This is a genomic window from Jiangella endophytica (assembly GCF_003427025.1).
Lineage (GTDB): Bacteria > Actinomycetota > Actinomycetes > Jiangellales > Jiangellaceae > Jiangella > Jiangella endophytica.
Genome location: NZ_QVAI01000003.1, coordinates 388,428 through 409,091, shown reverse-complemented (window position 1 = coordinate 409,091; position 20,664 = coordinate 388,428). Strand labels below are relative to the sequence as shown.

Below are 20,664 nucleotides of genomic sequence, written 5' to 3'. Positions count from 1 at the left end.
CGTCGGCCGGCCGCGGTGTCAGCCGGTCAGTGGTAAGCCGGCGCGACCTTGCCGACCGCGTCGCCGATGCGGTGGACGCGCATGGCGTTGGTGGAGCCGGGGATACCGGGCGGCGACCCGGCGACGATGATGACGAGGTCGCCCCGACGGCACCGCTCCTGCTCGAGCAGCATGCGGTCGACCTGCTTGACCATCTCGTCGGTGTGGTCGACGTGCTCGGCGGTGAAGGCCTCGATGCCCCACGACAGCGCCAGCTGGTGCCGGGTGGCGCTCAGCGGGCTGAACGCCAGCAGCGGGATGTCGGGCCGCAGCCGGGCCATCCGGCGCGCGGAGTCGCCGCTCTGCGTGAACGCGACCAGGTACTTCGCGCCCAGCAGGGCACCGGTCTCGACGGCGGCCTTGGTGATGGCGCCGCCCTTGGTGCGGGGCTGGGTGCCCAGCGGCGGGATGCGCTCGAGCCCGTGGTCCTCGACGGTCTCGACGATCTTCGCCATGGTGGCGACGGTCTCGATGGGATAGGCGCCGACGCTGGTCTCGCCGGACAGCATGACGGCGTCGGCGCCGTCGAGGACGGCGTTGGCGACGTCAGAGGTCTCGGCGCGGGTCGGACGGGGGTTGGTGATCATGGAGTCGAGCATCTGGGTCGCGACGATGACCGGCTTGGCCCGTCGCCGGCACAGCTCGACGGCACGCTTCTGCACCAGCGGGACGTCCCACAGCGGCAGCTCGACGCCGAGGTCGCCGCGGGCGACCATGACGCCGTCGAAGGCGTCGACGATCTCGGCGAGGTTCTCGACCGCCTGCGGCTTCTCGACCTTCGCGATGACCGGCAGCCGCACGCCCTCCTCCGCCATGATGCGGTGGACGTCGTCGACGTCGGACGCCGACCGGACGAACGACAGCGCGATCATGTCGGCGCCGATGCGCAGCCCCCACCGGAGGTCCTCGATGTCCTTCTCGGACAGCGCCGGCACGCTGACGGCGGTGCCGGGCAGGTTGAGGCCCTTGTGGTTGGAGACCCTGCCGCCGATGACCACCGTGGTGACGACGTCGGTGTCGGTGACCTCGGTGACCTCGAGCGCGAGCCGGCCGTCGTCGATGAGCACGGTGTCGCCGGCCGTGACGTCGCCGGGCAGCCCCTTGTACGTCGTCGACGCCCGCTCGGCGGTGCCGTCGACGTCCTCGACCGTGATGACGAAGGTCTGGCCGACCTCGAGCTCGGCCGACCCGCCGGCGAACTCACCGAGCCGGATCTTGGGGCCCTGCAGGTCGACGAGGACGCCCACGTTGCGCTCGGCCTCGGTGGCCGCCTTGCGCACCCGCAGGTACCGCTCCTCGTGTTCCGCGTGGCTCCCGTGGCTGAGGTTGAACCGGGCGACGTCCATGCCGACGTCGATCAGTTCCCGCAGCCGCTCCGGCGAGTCGGTCGCTGGACCAAGAGTGCAAACAATCTTCGCTCTACGCACGTCCGCCAACACTACTCATGCTCAGGCTCACACCGCGAGCGGGCGGTCGGTGGGCGAGACCGGGGACGGCAACCGGTCGACTCCGGTCAGCTTCCGGTCGACCGCCGCCGCGACCGATCGGCCCTCGGCGATGGCCCACACGATGAGGGACTGGCCGCGCCCGGCGTCGCCGGCCACGAAGACGCCCGGGATGGTCGTCTCGAAGGAGTCGTCGCGGACGATGTTGCCCCGCGTGTCGAGCTCGACGCCGAGCTGCTCGACCAGCGCCGACTTCTCCGGGCCGACGAAGCCCATGGCCAGCAGCACGAGGTCGGCGGGGAGGTCGCGCTCGGTGCCGGGCACCGGCTCGAAGCCCGACGACGTCCGCTCGACCTCGACCAGCCGCAGCGCCGTGACGCGGCCGTCCTGGCCGGTGAACTCCAGCGTGGAGACGGCGTAGACGCGCTCGCCGCCCTCCTCGTGGGCGCTGGACGAGCGCAGCATGAGCGGCCAGGTGGGCCACGGCGTCGACGTGTGCCGGGCGCCGGGCGGCTCGGGCATGATCTCGAGCTGCGTGACCGACGCCGCGCCCTGCCGGTGCGACGTGCCCAGGCAGTCGGCGCCGGTGTCGCCGCCGCCGATGATCACGACGTGCTTGCCCTCGGCGGTGATCTGGCCGGGGACGGTCTCGCCGAGCGCGCTGCGGTTGGCCTGCGGCAGGAACTCCATGGCCTGGTGGACGCCGTCGAGCTCGCGGCCGGGGATCGGGAGGTCGCGCCAGTCGGTGGCGCCCACGGCCAGCACGACGGCGTCGTAGCGCGACCGCAGCTCCTTGCCGGTGATGGCGGCGCCGACCTCGACGCCGGTGCGGAAGATGGTGCCCTCGGCCCGCATCTGGTCGAGCCGGCGGTCGAGGTGCTTCTTCTCCATCTTGAACTCGGGGATGCCGTAGCGCAGCAGCCCCCCGGCGCGGTCGGCCCGCTCGTAGACGGCAACCGTGTGCCCGGCGCGGGTCAGCTGCTGGGCGACGGCCAGGCCGGCCGGGCCGGAGCCGATGACGGCCACCGTGCGGTCGGTCAGCCGCTCGGGCGGCAGCGGCGCCACCCAGCCCTCGTCGAACGCCTTGTCGATGATGGAGACCTCGACGTTCTTGATGGTGACGGCGTCGTCGGCGATGGCGACGACGCAGGCCGCCTCGCACGGCGCCGGGCACAGCCGACCGGTGAACTCCGGGAAGTTGTTGGTGGCGTGCAGCCGCTCGGCCGCCACCTTCCAGTCGTCGCGCCAGACGAGGTCGTTCCACTCGGGGATGAGGTTGCCCAGCGGGCAGCCGTGGTGGCAGAACGGGATGCCGCAGTCCATGCAGCGCCCGGCCTGCTCGACGATGATCGGCAGCAGTGTGCGGCCGATGCCCGGAGCGGGGTAGACCTCGTTCCAGTCGCGCAGCCGCTCCTCGACCGGGCGCGCCTCGGCGCCCTGGCGCTGCGTCTTGAGGAAGCCTCGTGGGTCAGCCATGCGCCGCCTCCATGATCGCGACGTCCACATCGCGTCCTTCGCGCTCGGCGGCGGCCTTGGCGGCGAGCACTCGCTTGTAGTCCGTGGGCATGATGAGCGAGAACCGGGTCATCGAGGCGGGCCAGTCGGCCAGCAGCGCCTCGGCGACGACCGAGCCGGTCTCGTCGCGGTACTTCTCGATGATGCCGTGCAGCCGGGCCAGTTCGCCGGCGTCGGGCGTCTCGACCTCGACCATGTCGGGGTTGACCCGGCTGGTGTCGAGGTCGAGCACGAACGCCGTGCCACCGGACATGCCTGCGGCGATATTGCGGCCGGTGGCGCCGAGGATGACGACGGTGCCGCCGGTCATGTATTCCAGCGCGTGGTCGCCCACCCCCTCGACGACGGCCGTGGCGCCGGAGTTGCGCACACAGAACCGCTCGCCGACCAGGCCGCGGACGAACAGCTCGCCGCCGGTGGCGCCGTAGGCGGCGACGTTGCCGGCGATGATGTTCTCCTCGGCGGCGAAGACGGCCGCGTGGTCCGGGCGCACCACGACCCGCCCGCCGGAGAGCCCCTTGGCGAGGTAGTCGTTGACGTCGCCCTCCAGCCGCAGCGTGACACCGCCCGGCAGGAAGGCGCCGAACGACTGGCCGGCCGAGCCGGTGAACGTGACGTCGACGGTGTCGTCGGGCAGCCCGGCGCCGCCGGTGCGCTTGGTCACCTCGTGGCCGAGCATGGTGCCGACGGTGCGGTTGACGTTGCGCACCTCGAGCTTCACCCGCACCGGCTCGCCCTGCTCGAGGGCGTCGGTGGCGAGCGCGATCAGCTGGTTGTCCAGCGCCTTCTCCAGGCCGTGGTCCTGGCCGACCACCTGGCGCCGGGCGGCGCCGTCGGGCAGGTCGGGCACGTGCAGAATCGGCGAGAGGTCGAGCCCGGCGGCCTTCCAGTGGCCGACCGCGGCCTCGGTGTCGAGGAGGTCGGCCCGCCCGATGGCTTCGTCGAGGCTGCGCAGACCCAGGTCCGCGAGGTACTCGCGCACCTCCTGCGCGATGTACTCGAAGAAGTTGACGACGAACTCGGGCCGGCCGGTGAACTTCTTGCGCAGCTCGGGGTTCTGCGTGGCGACGCCGACCGGGCAGGTGTCGAGGTGGCAGACCCGCATCATGACGCAGCCGGACACCACCAGCGGCGCCGTGGCGAAGCCGTACTCCTCGGCGCCCAGCAGCGCGGCGACGACGACGTCGCGGCCAGTCTTGAGCTGGCCGTCGGTCTGCACGACGATGCGGTCGCGCAGGCCGTTGAGCAGCAGCGTCTGCTGCGTCTCGGCCAGCCCCAGCTCCCACGGGCCACCGGCGTGCTTGAGGCTGGTCAGCGGCGCCGCGCCGGTGCCGCCGTCGTGACCGGAGATCAGCACGACGTCGGCGTGCGCCTTCGAGACGCCCGCCGCGACCGTGCCGACGCCGACCTCGGCGACCAGCTTCACGTGGATGCGGGCCCGCGGGTTGGCGTTCTTGAGGTCGTGGATGAGCTGCTTGAGATCCTCGATCGAGTAGATGTCGTGGTGCGGCGGCGGCGAGATGAGGCCGACGCCCGGCGTGGAGTGCCGGGTGCGCGCGACCCACGGGTACACCTTGTGCCCGGGCAGCTGGCCGCCCTCGCCGGGCTTCGCGCCCTGCGCCATCTTGATCTGGATGTCGTCGGCGTTGCTCAGGTAGTCCGACGTCACGCCGAACCGGCCGCTGGCCACCTGCTTGATGGCGCTGCGCCGCTCGGGGTCGTACAGGCGGTCGGCGTCTTCGCCGCCCTCGCCGGTGTTCGACTTGCCGCCGAGGCGGTTCATCGCGATGGCGAGGGTCTCGTGCGCCTCCTTGCTGATGGAGCCGTACGACATGGCGCCGGTCGAGAACCTCTTGACGATGCTCTCGATGCTCTCGACCTCGTCGATCGGGACGGGCGTGCGCTCGCCGGTCTTCAGCGTGAACAGCCCGCGCAGCGTCATGAGCCGCTTCGACTGCTCGTTCACCTGTTCGGTGTACTGCTTGAAGACGTCGTAGCGGCCGGCCCGGGTGGAGTGCTGCAGCCGGAACACCGTCTCGGGGTCGAACAGGTGCGGCTCGCCCTCACGCCGCCACTGGTACTCGCCGCCGACCTCGAGCTTGCGGTGCCGGGTGGCGCTGCCGCCGCGGGGGTACGCCCGCGCGTGCCGGCGGCGCACCTCCTCGGCGACGACGTCGAGCCCGATGCCGCCCAGTCGCGACGTGGTGCCGGTGAAGTACCGGTCGACGACGTCCTGGGCCAGGCCGACCGCCTCGAAGATCTGCGCCCCGGTGTAGGACGCGACCGTCGAGACGCCCATCTTGCTCATGACCTTGAGCACGCCCTTGCCGAGCGCCTTGATGAGGTTGGCGACGGCCTTCTCGGGGCTGACGTCGGGCAGCAGGGTGCCCTGCCGCACGAGGTCCTCGACGCTCTCCATGGCGAGGTACGGGTTCACCGCGCCGGCGCCGTAGCCGATGAGCAGCGCGACGTGGTGCACCTCGCGCACGTCGCCGGCCTCGATGACGAGGCCGACCTTGGTGCGGCTCTTCTCGCGGATGAGGTGGTGGTGCACCGCGGACGTCAGCAGCAGCGACGGGATCGGCGCCAGCGTGGTGTCGGAGTTACGGTCGGACAGCACGATGATGCGCGCGCCGGACTCGATGGCCTTCGACGCCTCGGCGCTGATCTCCGCGAGCCGGCGGCCGAGCTCCGCTCCCCCGCCCGCGACGTCGTACAGGCCCCGGATGACGTGGGTGGCGTAGCCGGGCAGGTCGCCGTCGCGGTTGGTGTGGATGATCTTGGCGAGTTGATCGTTGTCGATGACCGGGAACGGCAGCACCAGCTGGCGGCACGACGCCGGCCCGGGATCGAGCAGGTTGCCCTCGGGACCGATGGTGCCGGCCAGCGACGTGACCAGCTCTTCGCGGATGGCGTCCAGCGGCGGGTTCGTGACCTGCGCGAACAGCTGCGAGAAGTAGTCGAACAGCAGCCGCGGCCGGTTCGACAGCGCCGCGATGGGCGTATCGGTGCCCATCGATCCGATCGGCTCGGCGCCGGCCTTGGCCATGGGCACGAGCAGCAGCCGCAGCTCCTCCTCGGTGTAGCCGAAGGTCTGCTGGCGCCGGCTGACGCTGGCGTGGGTGTGCACGACGTGCTCGCGCTCGGGGAGGTCGCCCAGGCGGATCAGGCCCGCGTGCAGCCACTCGCCGTAGGGCTCGGCCGCGGCCAGCTTGTCCATGACCTCGTCGTCGTCCATGACCTTGTGGCCGGCGACGTCGACGAGGAACATGCGGCCCGGCTCGAGTCGGCCCTTGCGCACCACCGTGGACGGGTCGAGGTCGAGGACGCCGGCCTCGGACGCGAGCACGACCAGGCCGTCGTCGGTGATCCAGTAGCGGCCGGGGCGCAGACCGTTGCGGTCGAGCACCGCGCCGACCAGGCTGCCGTCGGTGAAGACGACCGCCGCCGGGCCGTCCCACGGCTCCATGATGGTGCTGTGGAACTCGAAGAAGTCGCGTCGCGCCTTCGGGATGCCCTGGTGGTTCTCCCACGCCTCGGGGATCATCATGCGCACCGCGTGCGGCAGGCTCCGGCCGCCGAGGTGCAGCAGCTCGAGCACCTCGTCGAAGCTGGCGGAGTCGCTGCCGTCGGGCGCGATGACCGGGTACAGCCGCGACAGGTCACCGCTGATGACGTCGCTGGCCAGCTCGGACTCGCGGGCGCGCATCCAGTTGCGGTTGCCCTGGACGGTGTTGATCTCGCCGTTGTGCGCGACGAAGCGGTACGGGTGCGCCAGCGGCCAGCTCGGGAACGTGTTGGTCGAGAACCGCGAGTGCACGACGGCGATGGCGCTGGCCAGCCGCTCGTCGGAGAGGTCGGGGAAGAACGGCTCCAGCTGGCCGGTCGTCAGCATGCCCTTGTAGACGATGGTGCGCGACGACAGGCTCGGGAAGTACGCCTCCGTGCTGCGCTCGAGCCGCTTGCGCAGCACGAACGCCTTGCGGTCCAGCTCGATGCCGCTGATGGAACGGACGTCGCCGCCTGCCACATTCTCGTCCTCGGCGGAGAGGCGTGCCTCGGCCGCCACGAACAGCTGGCGCACCCGCGGCAGCGTCGACCGCGCCGTCTTGCCCAGCAGCCCCGGCGTCGTGGGGACGTCGCGCCAGGCGAGCACCGTGAGGCCCTCCTCGGCGGCGATGCGCGCGGTGGCCTCGGTGATCTCGGCGTCCTGCGCGTCGTCGTCGGGGATGAAGGCCAGCCCGGTGGCGTAATGCCCGGCGGCGGGCAGCTCGACACCGGCGACCGCCCGGCAGAACGCGTCGGGCACCTGTATGAGGATGCCGGCACCGTCGCCGGAGTCGGGCTCGGCGCCCGAGGCGCCCCGGTGGTCGAGATTGCTCAGGGCGGTCAGCCCGCGATCGATGATCGCGCGACTGGCCACGCCGTCGAGCGTGGCCACGAAGGCCACGCCGCAGGCGTCGTGCTCGAACCGCGGGTCGTAAAGACCCTGGGGGTGAGGCGTGAGGCGCATGGCACTCCCGTCGTCGTCAGACTGGCGGCGGGTGCAGGGACGGCTCTGGCCCGTGCGTGAAGTTTCGTGGAGATTACAACACTTCGGCCGTCGTGTGTTGTCGCGTCTCTCCATGATATCGGCGACGGTGCCGATAGGCACAGACGCGAACCCGCTGTTGATCATCGGATTCTCCACCGATGACCGGTCGTTGCCGCAGATCGTCAGGTCAGCGGACTGTCGAACCGTACAAGTACATTGACGTCCACGCAGTTGTGAACGTCGCCACGCCCGGCGTGGCGAGCGCGGTTCGTGGCCGTTTCGTGACGTAACACGTCGCGATGTTCGCGGCAGCCACTGTTGATCATGGAGAAATGCGGGTTCCGGAACGCCGGAAGGCTGCGCTTCTCCATGATCAACAAGGATGCGCGGCGTCATCACGCACCAGATCCTTGATGATCATGGAGCGAGCGGCCAGCGGACCGGCACCACCAGCGAGCAGGACTGCCGGGGCCCATCTCTGGGCCGGCCCCCTGATGCTGCCTTCACGGGGACCGGCCAACGGGGCAGGCCCCTGCGAACGGAAGCCCTGCCCGACGTGACCCGACGCGCGCGTCAGCTGCCGCTGGCGGGCGTACTGGTCGAGTCGGCGGCCGGTGTCTCCGCCGGTGCCTCCGCCGGTGCCTGGGCGGCCGTCGCCTTCTTGGCGGGTGCCTTCTTGGCCGGTGCCTTCTTGGCGGGTGCCTTCTTGGCGGTCGTCGTCTTGGCCGGGGTCTTCTTGGCTGTCGTCGTCTTCTTCGCCGCCGTGGCCTTCGACGGAGCGGCGGCTGCCTCGGCGTCGGCGACCTTCTTCGCCGGCGCCTTCTTGGCCGTCGTCGCCGTCGTCGCGGCCGTGGTCTTCTTGGCCGCGGCCTTCTTCGCCGCCGGCTCGGTGGCGGCCTTCTTGGCCGGCGCCTTCTTGGCGGTCGTGGTCTTCTTGGCCGCGGTGGTCTTGGCCGTCGTCCGCGCCGGGGCGGACGCGACGGCGGCGCTGGTCTTCTTGGCCGCGGCCGGATTGTCCTCCGCCGCCTTGTCCTCCGCCGGTTTCCCGGCGTCGGCCGTCACCTCGGCCGGCTTCCCGGCGTCGGCGGGCTTGTCCTCGGCAGGCTTCTCTTCGCCCGGCTTGTCCTCCGCCGGCTTCCCGGCGTCGGCGGACTTCTCCTCAGCCGCGGGCTTCTCGTCCTTCGCGCCGTCCTCCGGCTCGTCGTCCGGCAGCGTGATGGGCGTCTCGTCCTCGGCCTTGGCCTTGTCGTCGAACGGGTCGGGCTGGTCGTAGAAGCCGCGCAGCGCCTCGGGGTCCTCCCGTCCCGGGTGCCGCTTGAGCGACCAGAAGAAGTACGCCACGGCCGCGACGAAGATCAGCCCGCTCACCCACAGGTTCACGCGGACGCCGAACAGGTGGTTGGCGGGGTCGATGCGCAGGTACTCCCAGAAACCGCGGCCCAGCGTGTAGCCGGCCACGTAAAGGGCGAACAGGCGGCCGTAACCGATGGTGTACCGCTTGTCGAGCCACAGCAGCAGGAAGGCCAGCGCGACGGCCCACAGCGACTCATACAGGAACGTCGGCTGGAAGGTCGCGACGTCGGCGTAACCGTCGGGCCGATGGGCGGGATCGATCTCCAGGCCCCACGGCAGGTCGGTGGGACGGCCGAACAGCTCCTGGTTGAACCAGTTGCCCCACCGGCCGATGGCCTGGGCGAACAGGATGCCGGGGGCCAGCGCGTCGGCCATGGCGGCGAACGGGACGCCGCGCCGGCGGCAGGCGATCCAGACCCCGAGGCCGCCCATGGCGATGGCGCCCCAGATGCCCAGGCCGCCCCGCCAGATCTCCAGCGCCTGCCAGGGGTCGCGGCCCTCGCGGAAGTAGAGCTGGTTGTCGGTGATGACGTGGTAGATGCGGCCGCCGATGATGCCGAACGGCACCGCCCACACCGCGACGTCGGCGACGACGCCGGCTTCGCCGCCACGGGCGAGCCAGCGTCGGTTGCCGAGCCAGATCGCGAGCACGATGCCGGCCATGATGCACAGGGCGTACGCCCTCAGCTCGAACCCGAGGATGTCGATGGAACTGCTGCTCGGGCTGGGAATGAAGGTGGGCACCACGGCCGGCGTCGCGATCACAGGCGAACCGTACCGGACCGGTCGAACCGGTGCGTCATCGCGGTGTGCTCCAGATCACTGAGTGGCGGACGGGTTGGGCGTCTCGGCCGCGGGCGGCGTGGCCGGCGGGGTGGCCGGCGGCGTCGTGGCGTTGGCGTCCGGGGCGGGGGTGGCGACGCTGCCGCCGGCGGCGACGGTCGCCACAGCGGCGTTGATGCCCTCGGGCGTCCACTGGGTGGAGTCGAGCGGCTCGCCGTTGAGGAACACCGTCGGGGTGCCGGTGATCTCGTGGTCGCGGGCCGACTCGGGCACGGCGGCCGCCCAGTCCTCGAAGTCGTCGTCGCGGACACAGCCCTCGTAGTCGCCGCCGATGCCGATCTGCTCACCGAGGTCGACCAGCGAGCTGGTGGACCACTGCGTGCCGGCGGCCGCGAACGCGGCGCTCTTGAACTCCGCGGCCTGGCCCTCCTGCGCGGCGCAGGCGAACGCGTTGTTCGCCCGGCGCGAGTAGACGGCGCCGGTGAAGTCGAGCGGGTGGTAGACGATGTTGGCCTGGCCGGAGTCGACCAGCGACTGGATGGCGGCGCCGTTGGCCGACTCGAAGTCGGCGCAGTGCGGGCACAGGAAGTCCATCCAGTAGTCGATGGTGACGGGCGCGCCGGCGTCGCCGACCAGGATGCCGCCGCCGTCGCCCTCGATGACCTGGCCGTTGCCGGAGCCCACGGCCTCGGGCACCGCGACCGGGCCGTCGCTGCCTCCGCGGCTGGCCGCAACGGCGACCGCGATGATCGCGACCGCGGCCACGATGGCCACCGCCACGCCGTAGCGCATCATGCGCTCGCGCCGCTTGTCCTGGCGCGCCTGCTCCTCGCGCATCGCTTTGATGCGCTCGCGGGCCTCGGCCTTCTTGCTGCTCATCGATGGGCTTCCTTCGACACGGGTGAGTTCACGGGGATTGACGAGGGTACAACTTCATTGACCATGACGTGAGTTCCGGCCACTGTCATCACGATGTCGTCACGGCGGCCTCGACGGCCGCGCGGAACTCGTCGGCGCTCATGGCCGCGGGGTTCTCCAGGGCCTGGCCGTTCAGCAGCACCGACGGGGTCGCCTCGAGGCCCTCGGCGCGGAAGGCGTCGAGGACGTGGCGGCCCCAGTCGGCGTAGGTGCCGTCGCGGACGCACGACTCGAACACCGCGTCGTCGAGGCCGACCGCCTGACCGGCCGCCAGCAGGTCGTCCGTCGTGTAGCCGCCGGAACCCTCCTGGGGCTGGTTCGAGAACAGTTCGGTGAGGTACTCGACCGGCCGGCCGGCGTCGACGGCGCAGCCGAACGCGTTGCTCGCGCGGTCGGACTCGTCGCCGAGGAACGCCGCCGGGTGGTAGACGACGCGAGCGGTGCCGGCGGTGGTCAGCTCTTCCAGCACCGGACCGTTCTCGGCCTCGAACTGGCCGCAGAACGGGCACTGGAAGTCGAACCAGTAGTCGATGGTGACCGGCGCGTCCGCCTCGCCCACGGCCACGCCGGTGCCGTCGTCGACGGCGCCCGAAGGGATGGCGCCGGTGCCCTCGGGCCCCTGCGTCGACCGATTGACCAGCACGATCGCGATGACCGCGACGACCACCAGGATGCCGACGGAGATACCGGCCCGGAGGAACCGCTCGCGCCGGCGTTCGGCCAGCGCCTTGGCCTCGGCCTCCTTGCGCAGCTCCGCAGCCCGCTGCCGGGCCGCCTCCCTCTTCGAGCCCCGGGCCGGCGGCGGGTGGTCGTCGTCTCGCCTACTGGCCATCAGCGCGCACGCACTCCCCCGGCGAGGTCGGCGGCCAGTTCGGCGACGGACGCGACCCCGGCGGCGAGATCGGTGGCCTCGAGCAGCCGGCGGACGAACGCGGAACCGGCGACGACGCCGTCGGCGAACGCGGCGATCTCGGCCGCCTGCGCGCCGTTGGAGACGCCCAGCCCGACCGCGACCGGGAGATCCGTCGTCGCCTTCGTCCGCGCGACCAGCCCGGCCGCGGCGTCACCCACCTGCGCACGGGTTCCGGTGACGCCCATGACGGACGTGGCGTAGACGAAGCCGCGGCAGGCCGACGTCGTCATGGCGATGCGTTCGTCGGTGGACGACGGCGCGACCAGGAACACGGTGTCGAGGCCGTGCTCGCGGGCCGCCGGGATCCAGGAGTCGTCGGCATCGGGCGTGAGGTCGGGCGTGATGACACCGGACCCACCGGCCGCCGCGAGGTCGCGGGCGAACGCCGCCGCGCCGTAGCGGTCGAGCGGGTTCCAGTACGACATGACGACGGCGGGCGCGCCGGTGGCGGCGACCGCCTCGACGACGCGCAGCACGTCGGTCGTGGTGGTGCCGGCCTTCAGCGCGGCGTCGACGGCGCTCTGGATGACCGGGCCGTCGATGAGCGGGTCGCTGTAGGGCAGCCCGATCTCGACGGCGTCGACGCCGGCCTCGACCATGGCCCGGATGGCCGTGATGGAACCGTCGACGCTGGGGTAGCCGGCCGGCAGGTAGCCGACCAGGGCGGCGCGGCCCTCGGCGCGCGCCTTCTCGAACGCGACCGTCGTGCTCACGGTGCGACCTCCCCGGACTCGTCCATGAGGCCGAACCACTTCGCCGCGGTGTCGACGTCCTTGTCGCCGCGCCCGGACAGGTTCACCAGGATGGTGGCGTCGGGGCCGAGTCGCTCGCCCAGCCGCCGGGCGCCGGCCAGCGCATGTGAGCTCTCGATGGCCGGGATGATCCCCTCGGTGCGGCAGAGCAGCCGGAACGCCTCCATGGCGTCGGCGTCGTCGACCGGCTCGTAGGTGGCCCGGCCGGTGTCCTTCAGCCAGGCGTGCTCGGGGCCGACGCCCGGGTAGTCGAGGCCGGCCGAGATGGAGTGGGACTCGATGGTCTGGCCCATGTCGTCCTGCAGCAGGTACGACCGCGCGCCGTGCAGCACGCCGGGCGAGCCGGCGGTGATGGTCGCGGCGTGCCGGCCGGTGGCGACGCCGTCGCCGCCGGCCTCGAAGCCGTACAGGGCGACGTCGGGGTCGTCGACGAACGCGTGGAAGATGCCGATGGCGTTGGACCCGCCGCCGACGCAGGCCGCGACGGCGTCGGGCAGCCGCCCGGTGAGGTCGAGCACCTGCTGCCGAGCCTCGACGCCGATGATGCGCTGCAGATCGCGCACGAGCGTCGGGAACGGGTGCGGCCCGGCGACCGTGCCGAACACGTAGTTGGTGGTGGCGACGTTGGTGACCCAGTCGCGCAGCGCCTCGTTGATGGCGTCCTTGAGCGTGCGCGAGCCGGTGGTGACCGGGACCACGGTGGCGCCGAGCAGCCGCATGCGGGCGACGTTGAGCGCCTGCCGGCGGGTGTCCTCCTCGCCCATGTAGATGACGCACTCGAGGCCCATGAGCGCGGCGGCCGTGGCGGTGGCGACGCCGTGCTGGCCGGCGCCGGTCTCGGCGATGACCCGCGGCTTGCCGATGCGCTTGGTGAGCAGCGCCTGGCCCAGCACGTTGTTGATCTTGTGCGAGCCGGTGTGGTTGAGGTCCTCGCGCTTGAGCAGGACGCGCGCGCCGCCAGCCGCCTCGGCACCGAACCGGGCCGCCTCGGTGACGGGCGTGGGCCGGCCGGTGTAGGTGGTCAGCAGGTGGTCGAGCTCGGAGGTGAACGCGGGATCCTGCTTGGCCGCGGTGTACTCGCGGTCGAGCTCGTCGAGCGCCGCGATCAGCGCCTCCGGGACATAACGGCCGCCGTAGGGGCCGAACCGGCCGGGCCGGTCCGCGCGGTCGGCGGAAAGGACGTGCCCAGGGTCGGGCCTGGTGTCCACCCGAGTAGCTCCTCGATGCGTGGCAGAGATGGCTGACAGGTGACGGGAGCGCAGCGTGCGCCGTCACCCGTGACGGTATCGCAGCCGGTGGACACGGCCCCAATCGCGTTCGCTTTTGCCGAACCGCTTGACGCTGCGTCAGTGCCGTCGTTACGTTCCAGCCCCCATTACCCGCGAGTAACAGTTCGTGACCCGAGGGTTGAGTGTCAATGACGACCAGAGAGGCACCCATGTCCGTGCCCAGCCGCGACCTCGGCCGTCGCGCGTTCCTCGCCCGGATGGGGGTGCTCGGCGCGGCGGCGGCGATCCCCGCGCTCGCGGCGCCCTCCGCGGCCGCTCCCCCGGCCGCGCTCTCGCCGCTCGTCGGCCTGCTCCGCCCGGTTCTCGCCGAACTGTCGCGTGACACCCTCCGCGGGCTGGTCGTCATGGTCTGCCCCGGCCCGGACGCGTACTCGCGGGCCCAGGGGACGCCGCGCGACGAGCCGGGCGCGCTGGAGGCCCGCGGCGACGACTTCATGATCGCCGCGCTGGACGGCTTCGTGCCGTTCCCGGACCAGCTGGCCACTCCCCTGGCCGCCGCGCTGGCGACCGCCGTCGACGACATCGGGCTGCCGCTGCCACCTGGGCTGCTGCCGCCGCTGTTCCCGCCGGTGTGGACGCTGGACCGCGTGCTCCAGCAGCTGCTGGAGAACGACGACGCACTGCCGTTGTCGCTGGTCGTGGCGCTGCTGCTGAACGTCGTCGCGACCCAGGTGAACCCGCTGGCGCTGAACGGGCCGTTCCTGTCACCGTTCGCGCGGCTCTCGCTGGATGAGAAGGCCTCCGCATTCGAGCTGCTGGAGGGCCCGGACGCCGCCCTGGTGGCGCTGCTGGACGCCGGGCTGCCGGAGCCGCTGCGTTCGTCGATCAGCGGGCTGCTGCGGTTCCTGGCCGGTGCGCTGCTCGAGTTCTCCGCGTTCGGCTCCTACAACGAGTGGGGCGTGTACGACGGCGCCCGGCGGACGGTGACGGAGCGGCCGGTCGGCTGGGAGCTGTCCGGCTACCAGCCCGACGGCGTCGTCGACGGCTGGGCCGACTTCATCGGCTACTACGAGGGACGCACCGAGGTGGAGGCCTGATGCGCGACGTCATCGTCATCGGCGCGGGCGGCGGCGGGCCCGTCGTCGCGAAGGAGCTGGCCGCCCGCGGCCTGGACGTCCTGGTGCTGGAGGCCGGGCCGCGCCACGCCGACCCGGCTCGCGAGTGGACGCACTACGAGAACGACGCCAACAACCCGCTCACCGGGTTCCTGCGGTTCGGGCCGTCCGACCGCGAATCGCCGGCGTGGTACCGCGAGACGCCGCAGAACTCGTTCATCTGGCAGCTGTCCGGCGTCGGCGGCACCACGCAGCACTACTTCGGCAACTGTCCGCGCGCCTACCCCGGCGTGTTCCAGGGCTACGACGGCCCGGACCGCGACGCCTACGACACCGCCCACCTGTTCCCGTTCGGCTACGAGGAGCTGGTGCCGTACTTCGAGTGGGTCGAGGCGACGCTGCCGGTCCAGACCGCCGCCATGGGCACGAAGGAGCAGGTGTTCTTCCGCGGCTGCGAGGGCATCGGGCTGCCGGTGCAGACCACGAAGACGACGACGGAGGACTCGTTCCGGCCGCAGGAGAACGCGATCCTGCAGCCGGGCGGGTTCGCCGGCAAAGTGACCGGGCGCGACGACCCGCGACTGCGCTATCCCGAGGCGACCGGCTGCACGTTCTGCGGCTACTGCATGCAGGGCTGCAGCAAGCCGGCCGGCGCGCCGAGGAACCTGGCAGCGAAGCGGTCCACGGACAACAGCTACGTGCCGATGGCGCTGACGGCCGACAGCTGGGCGGCGGGCGGGCGGGCCGCCGAACTGCGGGCCGACGCCGTCGTCACCCGGATCCACAGCGAGGAGCGCGACGGCGAGACCGTGGCGACGGGCGTGACCTGGCGCGATGGCGCGACCGGCGACACGCACCGCGAGGACGCCCGCGTGGTCGTACTGGCCGCCGGTTGCACGGAGAGCCCGCGGCTGTGGCTGAACAGCCGGCTGCCGAACCCCGAACGACTGGGTCGGCCGCGGCTACACCGACCACTTCTTCGACTGGGTCATCGGGCTGTTCGACGAGAACACCGGGTCCAGCCGAGGCGCCGCGTCGGCGGCCCGGGCGGAGTTCCCCGGCCGCGGCGGCATGGAGAACGTCGGGCTCACGCCCGGCCTGCAGCAGTTCGCCGCCGTCTTCTCCGACAGCGGGATCCGCGGCCATTACGGCAACGGACGCGGCCCGACCGGCCCGTGGGACGGCGCGGCCGGCCGGATGATCGGCCCGGAGCTCAAGGACGCGCTGATGAACGGCGTCGACCGCCTGCTGAACATCCTCGTCATCACCGACGACGACGTCGAGGCGCAGAACCGCGTCACCCTGTCCGCGCTGCCCGCCGACGAGCACGGCCCGGTGCCGAAGGTCGCTTTCCACCAGCGCAAACGGTCTGCGCGGACGCTGCGCAACCGCGAGTTCGTCTCCGCCCGGGCGGCCGAGACGCTGCGCGCGGCCGGCGCCCGCAAGGTGATCCGGGTCGACTGGCCGCCGCTGCTGCTGCACGTGCAGTCGTCGATGCGCATGGGCGTGTCCGAGGCCGACTCCGTCCTGGACGCGAACGCCGAGGCCCGCGGGGTGAAGCGGCTGTTCGTGGCGGACAACTCGGCGCTGGCCAACTCCCTCGGCGGCCCGAATCCGACGCTGACCTCGCAGGCGCTGGCCACCCGGACCGCGGAGAAGATCTTCCGGACCTACTTCGGCGGCGACCCCTGGGTGCGCACGGAGTCGCCGGTGGTGTCCACCGACCCACGGGTCACCGACGGTCTGCGAGCCCGCTCGCTCGCGTGACCGGCGGGGCAGCCGTCAACCCTGGCGGCTGCCCCGGTTGAGCGCCGGATGGGCGCCGGCGGCCACGAGGTCGGCGACCGCGGCCCTGGGGTCCTTGCCGGTGACCAGCGTCTCGCCGACCAGGACGGCGTCGGCGCCGGCCCGGGCGAGGTCGATGACGTCGCGCGGCGACTTCACCCCGGACTCGGCGATCTTGACGATGCCGTCCGGGACCAGCGGGGCCAGCCGCTCGAACGTGGTGGTGTCGACGTCGAGGGTCTTGAGGTTGCGGGCGTTGATGCCGACGAGCTTCGCACCGGCGTCGGCAGCCCGCGCCACCTCGTCGGCGGTGTGCGCCTCGACCAGCGGCGTCAGCCCGATGGACTCGGCCCGCTCGATGAGGCTCACCAGCGCGATCTGCTCGAGCGCCGCGACGATGAGCAGCGCGAGGTCGGCGCCGTAGGCGCGTGCCTCCCACAGCTGGTAGCTGGTGACGATGAAGTCCTTGCGCAGCACCGGCGCGTCGACGGCGGCCCGGACGGTCTTGAGGTCGTCGAGGGTGCCACCGAACCGGCGCCGCTCGGTGAGCACGCTGATGGCCGCGGCGCCGCCGGACTCGTAGTCGACGGCGAGAGCGGCGGGATCGGCGATCTCGGCCAGGGAACCGCGCGACGGGCTCGACCGTTTCACCTCTGCGATGACCGAGACCCCGGGCGAACGGAGCAAGGGCAGCGGATCACGAGCGGGCGGCTGTTTCGCCGCCATCTCTTTCAGCTGATCGAGAGGGCATTGGCTCTCACGTTCGGCCAGGTCGGTGCGTACCCCGTCGATGATCTCTTCGAGAACGCTCATCTCCGCCCCTCGCCGGTGCCGCCCGCCCGGATCGATCGACCCGGCTGGTCCAGAGTAACGGCGAGTGAGGGGTGCTCTCGACATACCCCCGGTGAAGGACGCTCGACGGCCATGTGCTCACCCCTCCGGATCGGCGTCGAGGGCGTAGCCGACGCCGCGTACCGACCGGATGGTCAGAGCGCCGTCGAGCTTGCCGCGCAGGGTCGCGACGTGCACGTCGACGGTGCGGCTGCCGACCGGCACCGGATAGCCCAGTGCCTGGCACATCAGCTCCGCGCGCGTGCACACGCGGCCGGGCCGGCACATGAGATGCGCCAGCAGCGCGGCCTGCAAGGGCGTCAGCGCGACCTCGCGCCCGCCCGGCGTCGCCACCCGGCGGTGGTCGACGTCCAGCGTCACACCGGCGACAGAGACGATCGGCGGGCCCGCCCGGGTCCGGTCCGACGTCGTCCTGCCGGCACGCGCCATGGCTACCCGACGGTGTCCTCGCCCGTCACCGCGGCGGGCTGCCGGGGACCGGCCGTGGAGTCGCGCTGCCCGAGGCCCATCATCTGCATGATCTTGCCGACGATGCCGCCGACGACGACCAGGCCGACGCCGCCGATCCAGAACAGCGGCCAGTTGAGCAGGATGACGGCGATGCAGCCGACCACGAAGCCGGCCAGGATCAGGATGACCGTGGTCCAGGCAGCCGGGGTGTGGCCGTGCTCGTTGTGCGCCATCTGTGTCACGTCTCCTGTCGTCGTGGCCTTACCCGCCATTGTGCCCGATGACGACCGCCGCTCGTCGGCCGACCTCCGTTCCGGCGCCGCAGGCAGGCCCGATGCCCCGCTGGAGCTCTGCCGTCGGAAGCGACGGCAGAGCGCGATCGCGCGCGATGGAGCTCTGCCGTCGGAAGCGACGGCAGAGCTCCAGGGCGGTATCAGGTACCCCTGGATCCCGTTGACCAGCGGTGACGCGTGGTCCGGCTCAGGAGGTCGGGTCGTCGCCGCGGTCGAGGGCGTCCCAGGTGGCCCGGTTGCCCTCGGCGGGCTTCGGGGCGCGGCGCGGGGCGCGGCCGCCGGAGCGTTCGTACCGGGCGCCCATGGACGGCCAGGACGGCCCACGCACGGCCACCAGCAGTCCTGCGAGCAGCACCAGCAGGCCCGCGACGACCACCGCGACCGGCCACACCGGCGACGTGGACACGGAGTCGACCGGCCCGGCGGCCTCGGGACCGGTCGCCAGCCAGTCGGACACTCGCCCGGAGAGGTCGGGCAGCACGACGGCGGCCATGACGGCCTGGACGGCGCCCAGGACGGCCAGCACGACCCCGACGATCCGGCGGCCCACGCGGCGGACCGCGGGCACCGCCACGACGGCCGCCAGGGCCACCAGCGCGACGGCCGGCGCGAGCGGCAGCAGGTCGGAGCCGGACACCGTCGTGGACGTCACGGAGAGTGACGACGACTGCTCGCCGGTCCCCCACGGCCGGGACGCCGCCACCAGGCCCAGCACACCACCGGCGGCCAGCAGGAGCAGCGCGCCGAGGTACTCGCGGCGGACCTGCGGGCTCACCGCACCGGCCGCATCGTCTCGGCGACGGCGATGGCCCGCAACGCCGCCGCGGCCTTGTTGCGCGACTCCGTCCACTCCGCCTCGGGGTCGGAGTCGGCGACGATGCCTGCGCCGGCCTGCACGTAACCGACGCCGTCGCGGATCAGCGCGGTGCGGATGGCGATGGCGACGTCGAGGTCGCCGGCGAAGTCGAGGTAGCCGACGACGCCGCCGTAGACGCCGCGGCGGACCGGCTCGAGGTCGTCGATGATCTCCATGGCCCGGACCTTCGGCGCGCCGGACAGCGTGCCTGCCGGGAAGCAGGCGGCCAGCACGTCGAGCGCCTCCTGGTCGTCGCGCAGCCGCCCGACCACCGTCGACTCGATGTGCATGACGTGGCTGTAACGGCGCACCGTCATGAAGTCGACCACCTCGACGGTGCCGGGCGCGCAGACCCGGCCGAGGTCGTTGCGCGACAGGTCGACCAGCATGAGGTGCTCGGCGCGCTCCTTGGGGTCGGCGAGCAGTTCGTCGGCCAGCGCGGCGTCGGCCTCGGGCGTGTCGCCGCGCCACCGGGTGCCGGCGATGGGGTGCGTCATGACGCGGTCGCCGTTGACCTTGACCAGCGCCTCCGGGCTGGACCCGACGACCGAGTAGGCGCCGTCGTCGTCGCCGTCGGGACCGGGCAGCCGGACGAGGTACATGTACGGGCTCGGGTTGTCGCGGCGCAGCACCCGGTAGACGTCCAGCGGGTCGGCCGGTGTCGGGGTCTGGAACCGCTGCGAGAGCACGATCTGGAACGCCTCGCCGGCCCGGATCTCCTCTTTGGCCCGCTCGACGGCGGCGAGGAAGTCGGCCTTCTCGGTACGGCTGTCGTGCCGCGGCGGCGTGCCGGGGTCGTAGGACGCCACCGACGACGGCGTCGGCTGCGCCAGCTCGGCGGTCATGCGGTCCAGCCGCTCGACGGCGTCGGCCCACGCCTGGTCGACCCGTTCGTCGCTGTCGTCCCAGTTGACGGCGTTGGCGACGAGCAGGATGGTGCCGTCGTCGTGGTCGAGGACGGCGACGTCGGTGGCCAGCAGGAAGGAGAGATCGGGCAGCCGCAGATCGTCGATCGTCGTCGACGGCAACCGCTCGAGCCGCCGCACCGCGTCGTAGGAGACGAACCCGACCAGCCCGCCGGTCAGCGGCGGCAGGCCGGGCAGCCGCCGGCTGTTCAGCGCCCGCAGCGTGCCGCGCAGCGCCTCCCACGGGTCGCCGCCGGACGGCAGCCCCACCGGCGGGGTGCCGTGCCAGACGGCCTCGCCGTCGCGCTCGCTCAGCACCGCCGCGGACCGCGCGCCGACGAACGAGTAGCGCGACCACACGCCGCCGTGCTCGGCGGACTCCAGCAGGAACGTGCCGGGACGGTCGGCGGCCAGCTTGCGGTACACCCCGACCGGGGTCTCGCCGTCGGCCAGCAGCCGCCGGACCACCGGGATGACGCGGTGCTCCTTGGCCAGCACCCGGAACGTCGCGAGATCGGGCGTGACGTCGACGGCCGCGGTGGTCATGCCGCCGTCCCGGTGACGGAGTCGATCAGACCGTCGTCGAAGCAGGTGCGGGTGCCGGTGTGGCAGGCCGGTCCCTCCTGGTCGACCTTGAGCAGCAGGGTGTCGCCGTCGCAGTCGAGACGCACCTCGCGCACCCATTGCCGGTGGCCGGACGTCTCGCCCTTCACCCAGTAAGCGCTGCGGCTGCGGCTCCAGTAGGTGGCCCGGCCGCTCGTGAGCGTTCGGTGCAACGCTTCGGCGTCCATCCACGCGAGCATGAGCACCTCTCCGGTGTCGTGTTGCTGGACGACCGCGGGGAGCAGGCCGTCGGGCGTGAGCTTGAGCCGGGCGGCTACGGTGGGGTCGAGACCGGGCATGCCCCCATTGTCTCCGACGCCCTTC

Annotated in this window: 16 protein-coding genes and 1 pseudogene; 2 read left to right on the top strand and 15 right to left on the bottom strand. The window is 72.1% G+C overall.

Annotated elements, in window-relative coordinates; translation table 11 throughout:
• Positions 1 to 26 precede the first annotated feature (26 nt).
• The 9 genes from pyk to trpB all read right to left on the bottom strand — a co-directional run bounded on the left by pyk (position 27) and on the right by trpB (position 13,460).
• Entirely contained in the window at positions 27 to 1,466 is a 1,440-nt protein-coding gene (pyk, locus tag DZA62_RS08750) for a pyruvate kinase (RefSeq protein WP_116948628.1), read from the bottom strand.
• Positions 1,467 to 1,493: 27 nt separating this feature from the next.
• On the bottom strand, positions 1,494 to 2,960 hold the full coding sequence (locus tag DZA62_RS08745) for a glutamate synthase subunit beta (RefSeq protein WP_116948468.1): 1,467 nt from the start codon (positions 2,958 to 2,960) through the stop codon (positions 1,494 to 1,496).
• The gene (gene gltB, locus DZA62_RS08740) at positions 2,953 to 7,512 is read right to left on the bottom strand and encodes a glutamate synthase large subunit (protein ID WP_116948467.1); all 4,560 of its coding nucleotides are present in this window, start codon (positions 7,510 to 7,512) and stop codon (positions 2,953 to 2,955) included. The genes DZA62_RS08745 and gltB overlap by 8 nt, the downstream gene beginning before the upstream one ends.
• 203 nt (positions 7,513 to 7,715) lie before the next feature.
• A complete protein-coding gene (locus DZA62_RS35585; RefSeq protein WP_157987554.1) occupies positions 7,716 to 7,904 on the bottom strand; it encodes a hypothetical protein in 189 nt (62 codons plus the stop codon).
• Positions 7,905 to 8,106: 202 nt separating this feature from the next.
• Positions 8,107 to 9,651, bottom strand: coding sequence for a prolipoprotein diacylglyceryl transferase (gene lgt / locus DZA62_RS08735; protein WP_232827313.1), 1,545 nt, complete (start codon positions 9,649 to 9,651; stop codon positions 8,107 to 8,109).
• A gap of 54 nt (positions 9,652 to 9,705) precedes the next feature.
• Positions 9,706 to 10,548: a DsbA family protein gene (locus DZA62_RS08730; protein WP_116948466.1), complete on the bottom strand. Its 843-nt coding sequence runs from the start codon at positions 10,546 to 10,548 to the stop codon at positions 9,706 to 9,708.
• 88 nt (positions 10,549 to 10,636) lie between these two features.
• Positions 10,637 to 11,419, bottom strand: a complete 783-nt coding sequence (locus DZA62_RS08725; protein ID WP_116948465.1) for a DsbA family protein — start codon at positions 11,417 to 11,419, stop codon at positions 10,637 to 10,639.
• Complete coding sequence (gene trpA, locus DZA62_RS08720) at positions 11,419 to 12,213, bottom strand: tryptophan synthase subunit alpha (protein WP_116948464.1); 795 nt, start codon at positions 12,211 to 12,213, stop codon at positions 11,419 to 11,421. The genes DZA62_RS08725 and trpA overlap by 1 nt, the downstream gene beginning before the upstream one ends.
• Complete coding sequence (trpB, locus tag DZA62_RS08715; protein WP_116948463.1) at positions 12,210 to 13,460, bottom strand: tryptophan synthase subunit beta; 1,251 nt, start codon at positions 13,458 to 13,460, stop codon at positions 12,210 to 12,212. The genes trpA and trpB overlap by 4 nt, the downstream gene beginning before the upstream one ends.
• A gap of 230 nt (positions 13,461 to 13,690) precedes the next feature.
• Between trpB and DZA62_RS08710 the strand changes: the two genes are divergently transcribed.
• Both DZA62_RS08710 and DZA62_RS37535 read left to right on the top strand, forming a co-directional pair.
• Positions 13,691 to 14,578, top strand: a complete 888-nt coding sequence (locus DZA62_RS08710; RefSeq protein ID WP_116948462.1) for a hypothetical protein — start codon at positions 13,691 to 13,693, stop codon at positions 14,576 to 14,578.
• Positions 14,578 to 16,363: pseudogene (locus tag DZA62_RS37535) on the top strand (GMC family oxidoreductase N-terminal domain-containing protein). The gene DZA62_RS08710 and the pseudogene DZA62_RS37535 overlap by 1 nt, the downstream one beginning before the upstream one ends.
• 15 nt (positions 16,364 to 16,378) lie before the next feature.
• On the opposite strand, the gene trpC reads toward DZA62_RS37535, so the two are convergent.
• From trpC to hisI, 6 genes are all read right to left on the bottom strand, one after another.
• A complete protein-coding gene (trpC, locus tag DZA62_RS08700) occupies positions 16,379 to 17,194 on the bottom strand; it encodes an indole-3-glycerol phosphate synthase TrpC (RefSeq protein ID WP_116948461.1) in 816 nt (271 codons plus the stop codon).
• A 117-nt stretch (positions 17,195 to 17,311) separates the two neighbouring features.
• Positions 17,312 to 17,593 (bottom strand): winged helix-turn-helix domain-containing protein, encoded by a 282-nt coding sequence (locus DZA62_RS08695; protein ID WP_198663550.1) that lies wholly within the window; start codon positions 17,591 to 17,593, stop codon positions 17,312 to 17,314.
• A 71-nt stretch (positions 17,594 to 17,664) separates the two neighbouring features.
• Positions 17,665 to 17,916: an HGxxPAAW family protein gene (locus tag DZA62_RS08690; protein ID WP_116948459.1), complete on the bottom strand. Its 252-nt coding sequence runs from the start codon at positions 17,914 to 17,916 to the stop codon at positions 17,665 to 17,667.
• Between the two features lie 247 nt (positions 17,917 to 18,163).
• Positions 18,164 to 18,751: a TIGR02234 family membrane protein gene (locus DZA62_RS08685; protein WP_157987553.1), complete on the bottom strand. Its 588-nt coding sequence runs from the start codon at positions 18,749 to 18,751 to the stop codon at positions 18,164 to 18,166.
• A complete protein-coding gene (locus DZA62_RS08680) occupies positions 18,748 to 20,283 on the bottom strand; it encodes an anthranilate synthase component I (protein ID WP_116948457.1) in 1,536 nt (511 codons plus the stop codon). The genes DZA62_RS08685 and DZA62_RS08680 overlap by 4 nt, the downstream gene beginning before the upstream one ends.
• The gene (hisI, locus tag DZA62_RS08675; RefSeq protein WP_116948626.1) at positions 20,280 to 20,639 is read right to left on the bottom strand and encodes a phosphoribosyl-AMP cyclohydrolase; all 360 of its coding nucleotides are present in this window, start codon (positions 20,637 to 20,639) and stop codon (positions 20,280 to 20,282) included. Before hisI ends, DZA62_RS08680 begins: the two co-directional genes overlap by 4 nt.
• Positions 20,640 to 20,664 lie beyond the last annotated feature (25 nt).

Bases quoted from the DNA above. Each gene is read 5' to 3' on its own strand.
- DZA62_RS08745 (WP_116948468.1), bottom strand. From the start codon at position 2,960: ATGGCTGACCCACGAGGCTTCCTCAAGACGCAGCGCCAGGGCGCCGAG.
- gltB (WP_116948467.1), bottom strand. From the start codon at position 7,512: ATGCGCCTCACGCCTCACCCCCAGGGTCTTTACGACCCGCGGTTCGAG.
- DZA62_RS35585 (WP_157987554.1), bottom strand. From the start codon at position 7,904: ATGGAGAAGCGCAGCCTTCCGGCGTTCCGGAACCCGCATTTCTCCATG.
- DZA62_RS08730 (WP_116948466.1), bottom strand. From the start codon at position 10,548: ATGAGCAGCAAGAAGGCCGAGGCCCGCGAGCGCATCAAAGCGATGCGC.
- DZA62_RS08725 (WP_116948465.1), bottom strand. From the start codon at position 11,419: ATGGCCAGTAGGCGAGACGACGACCACCCGCCGCCGGCCCGGGGCTCG.
- DZA62_RS08710 (WP_116948462.1), top strand. From the start codon at position 13,691: ATGTCCGTGCCCAGCCGCGACCTCGGCCGTCGCGCGTTCCTCGCCCGG.
- trpC (WP_116948461.1), bottom strand. From the start codon at position 17,194: ATGAGCGTTCTCGAAGAGATCATCGACGGGGTACGCACCGACCTGGCC.
- DZA62_RS08690 (WP_116948459.1), bottom strand. From the start codon at position 17,916: ATGGCGCACAACGAGCACGGCCACACCCCGGCTGCCTGGACCACGGTC.
- DZA62_RS08680 (WP_116948457.1), bottom strand. From the start codon at position 20,283: ATGACCACCGCGGCCGTCGACGTCACGCCCGATCTCGCGACGTTCCGG.
- hisI (WP_116948626.1), bottom strand. From the start codon at position 20,639: ATGCCCGGTCTCGACCCCACCGTAGCCGCCCGGCTCAAGCTCACGCCC.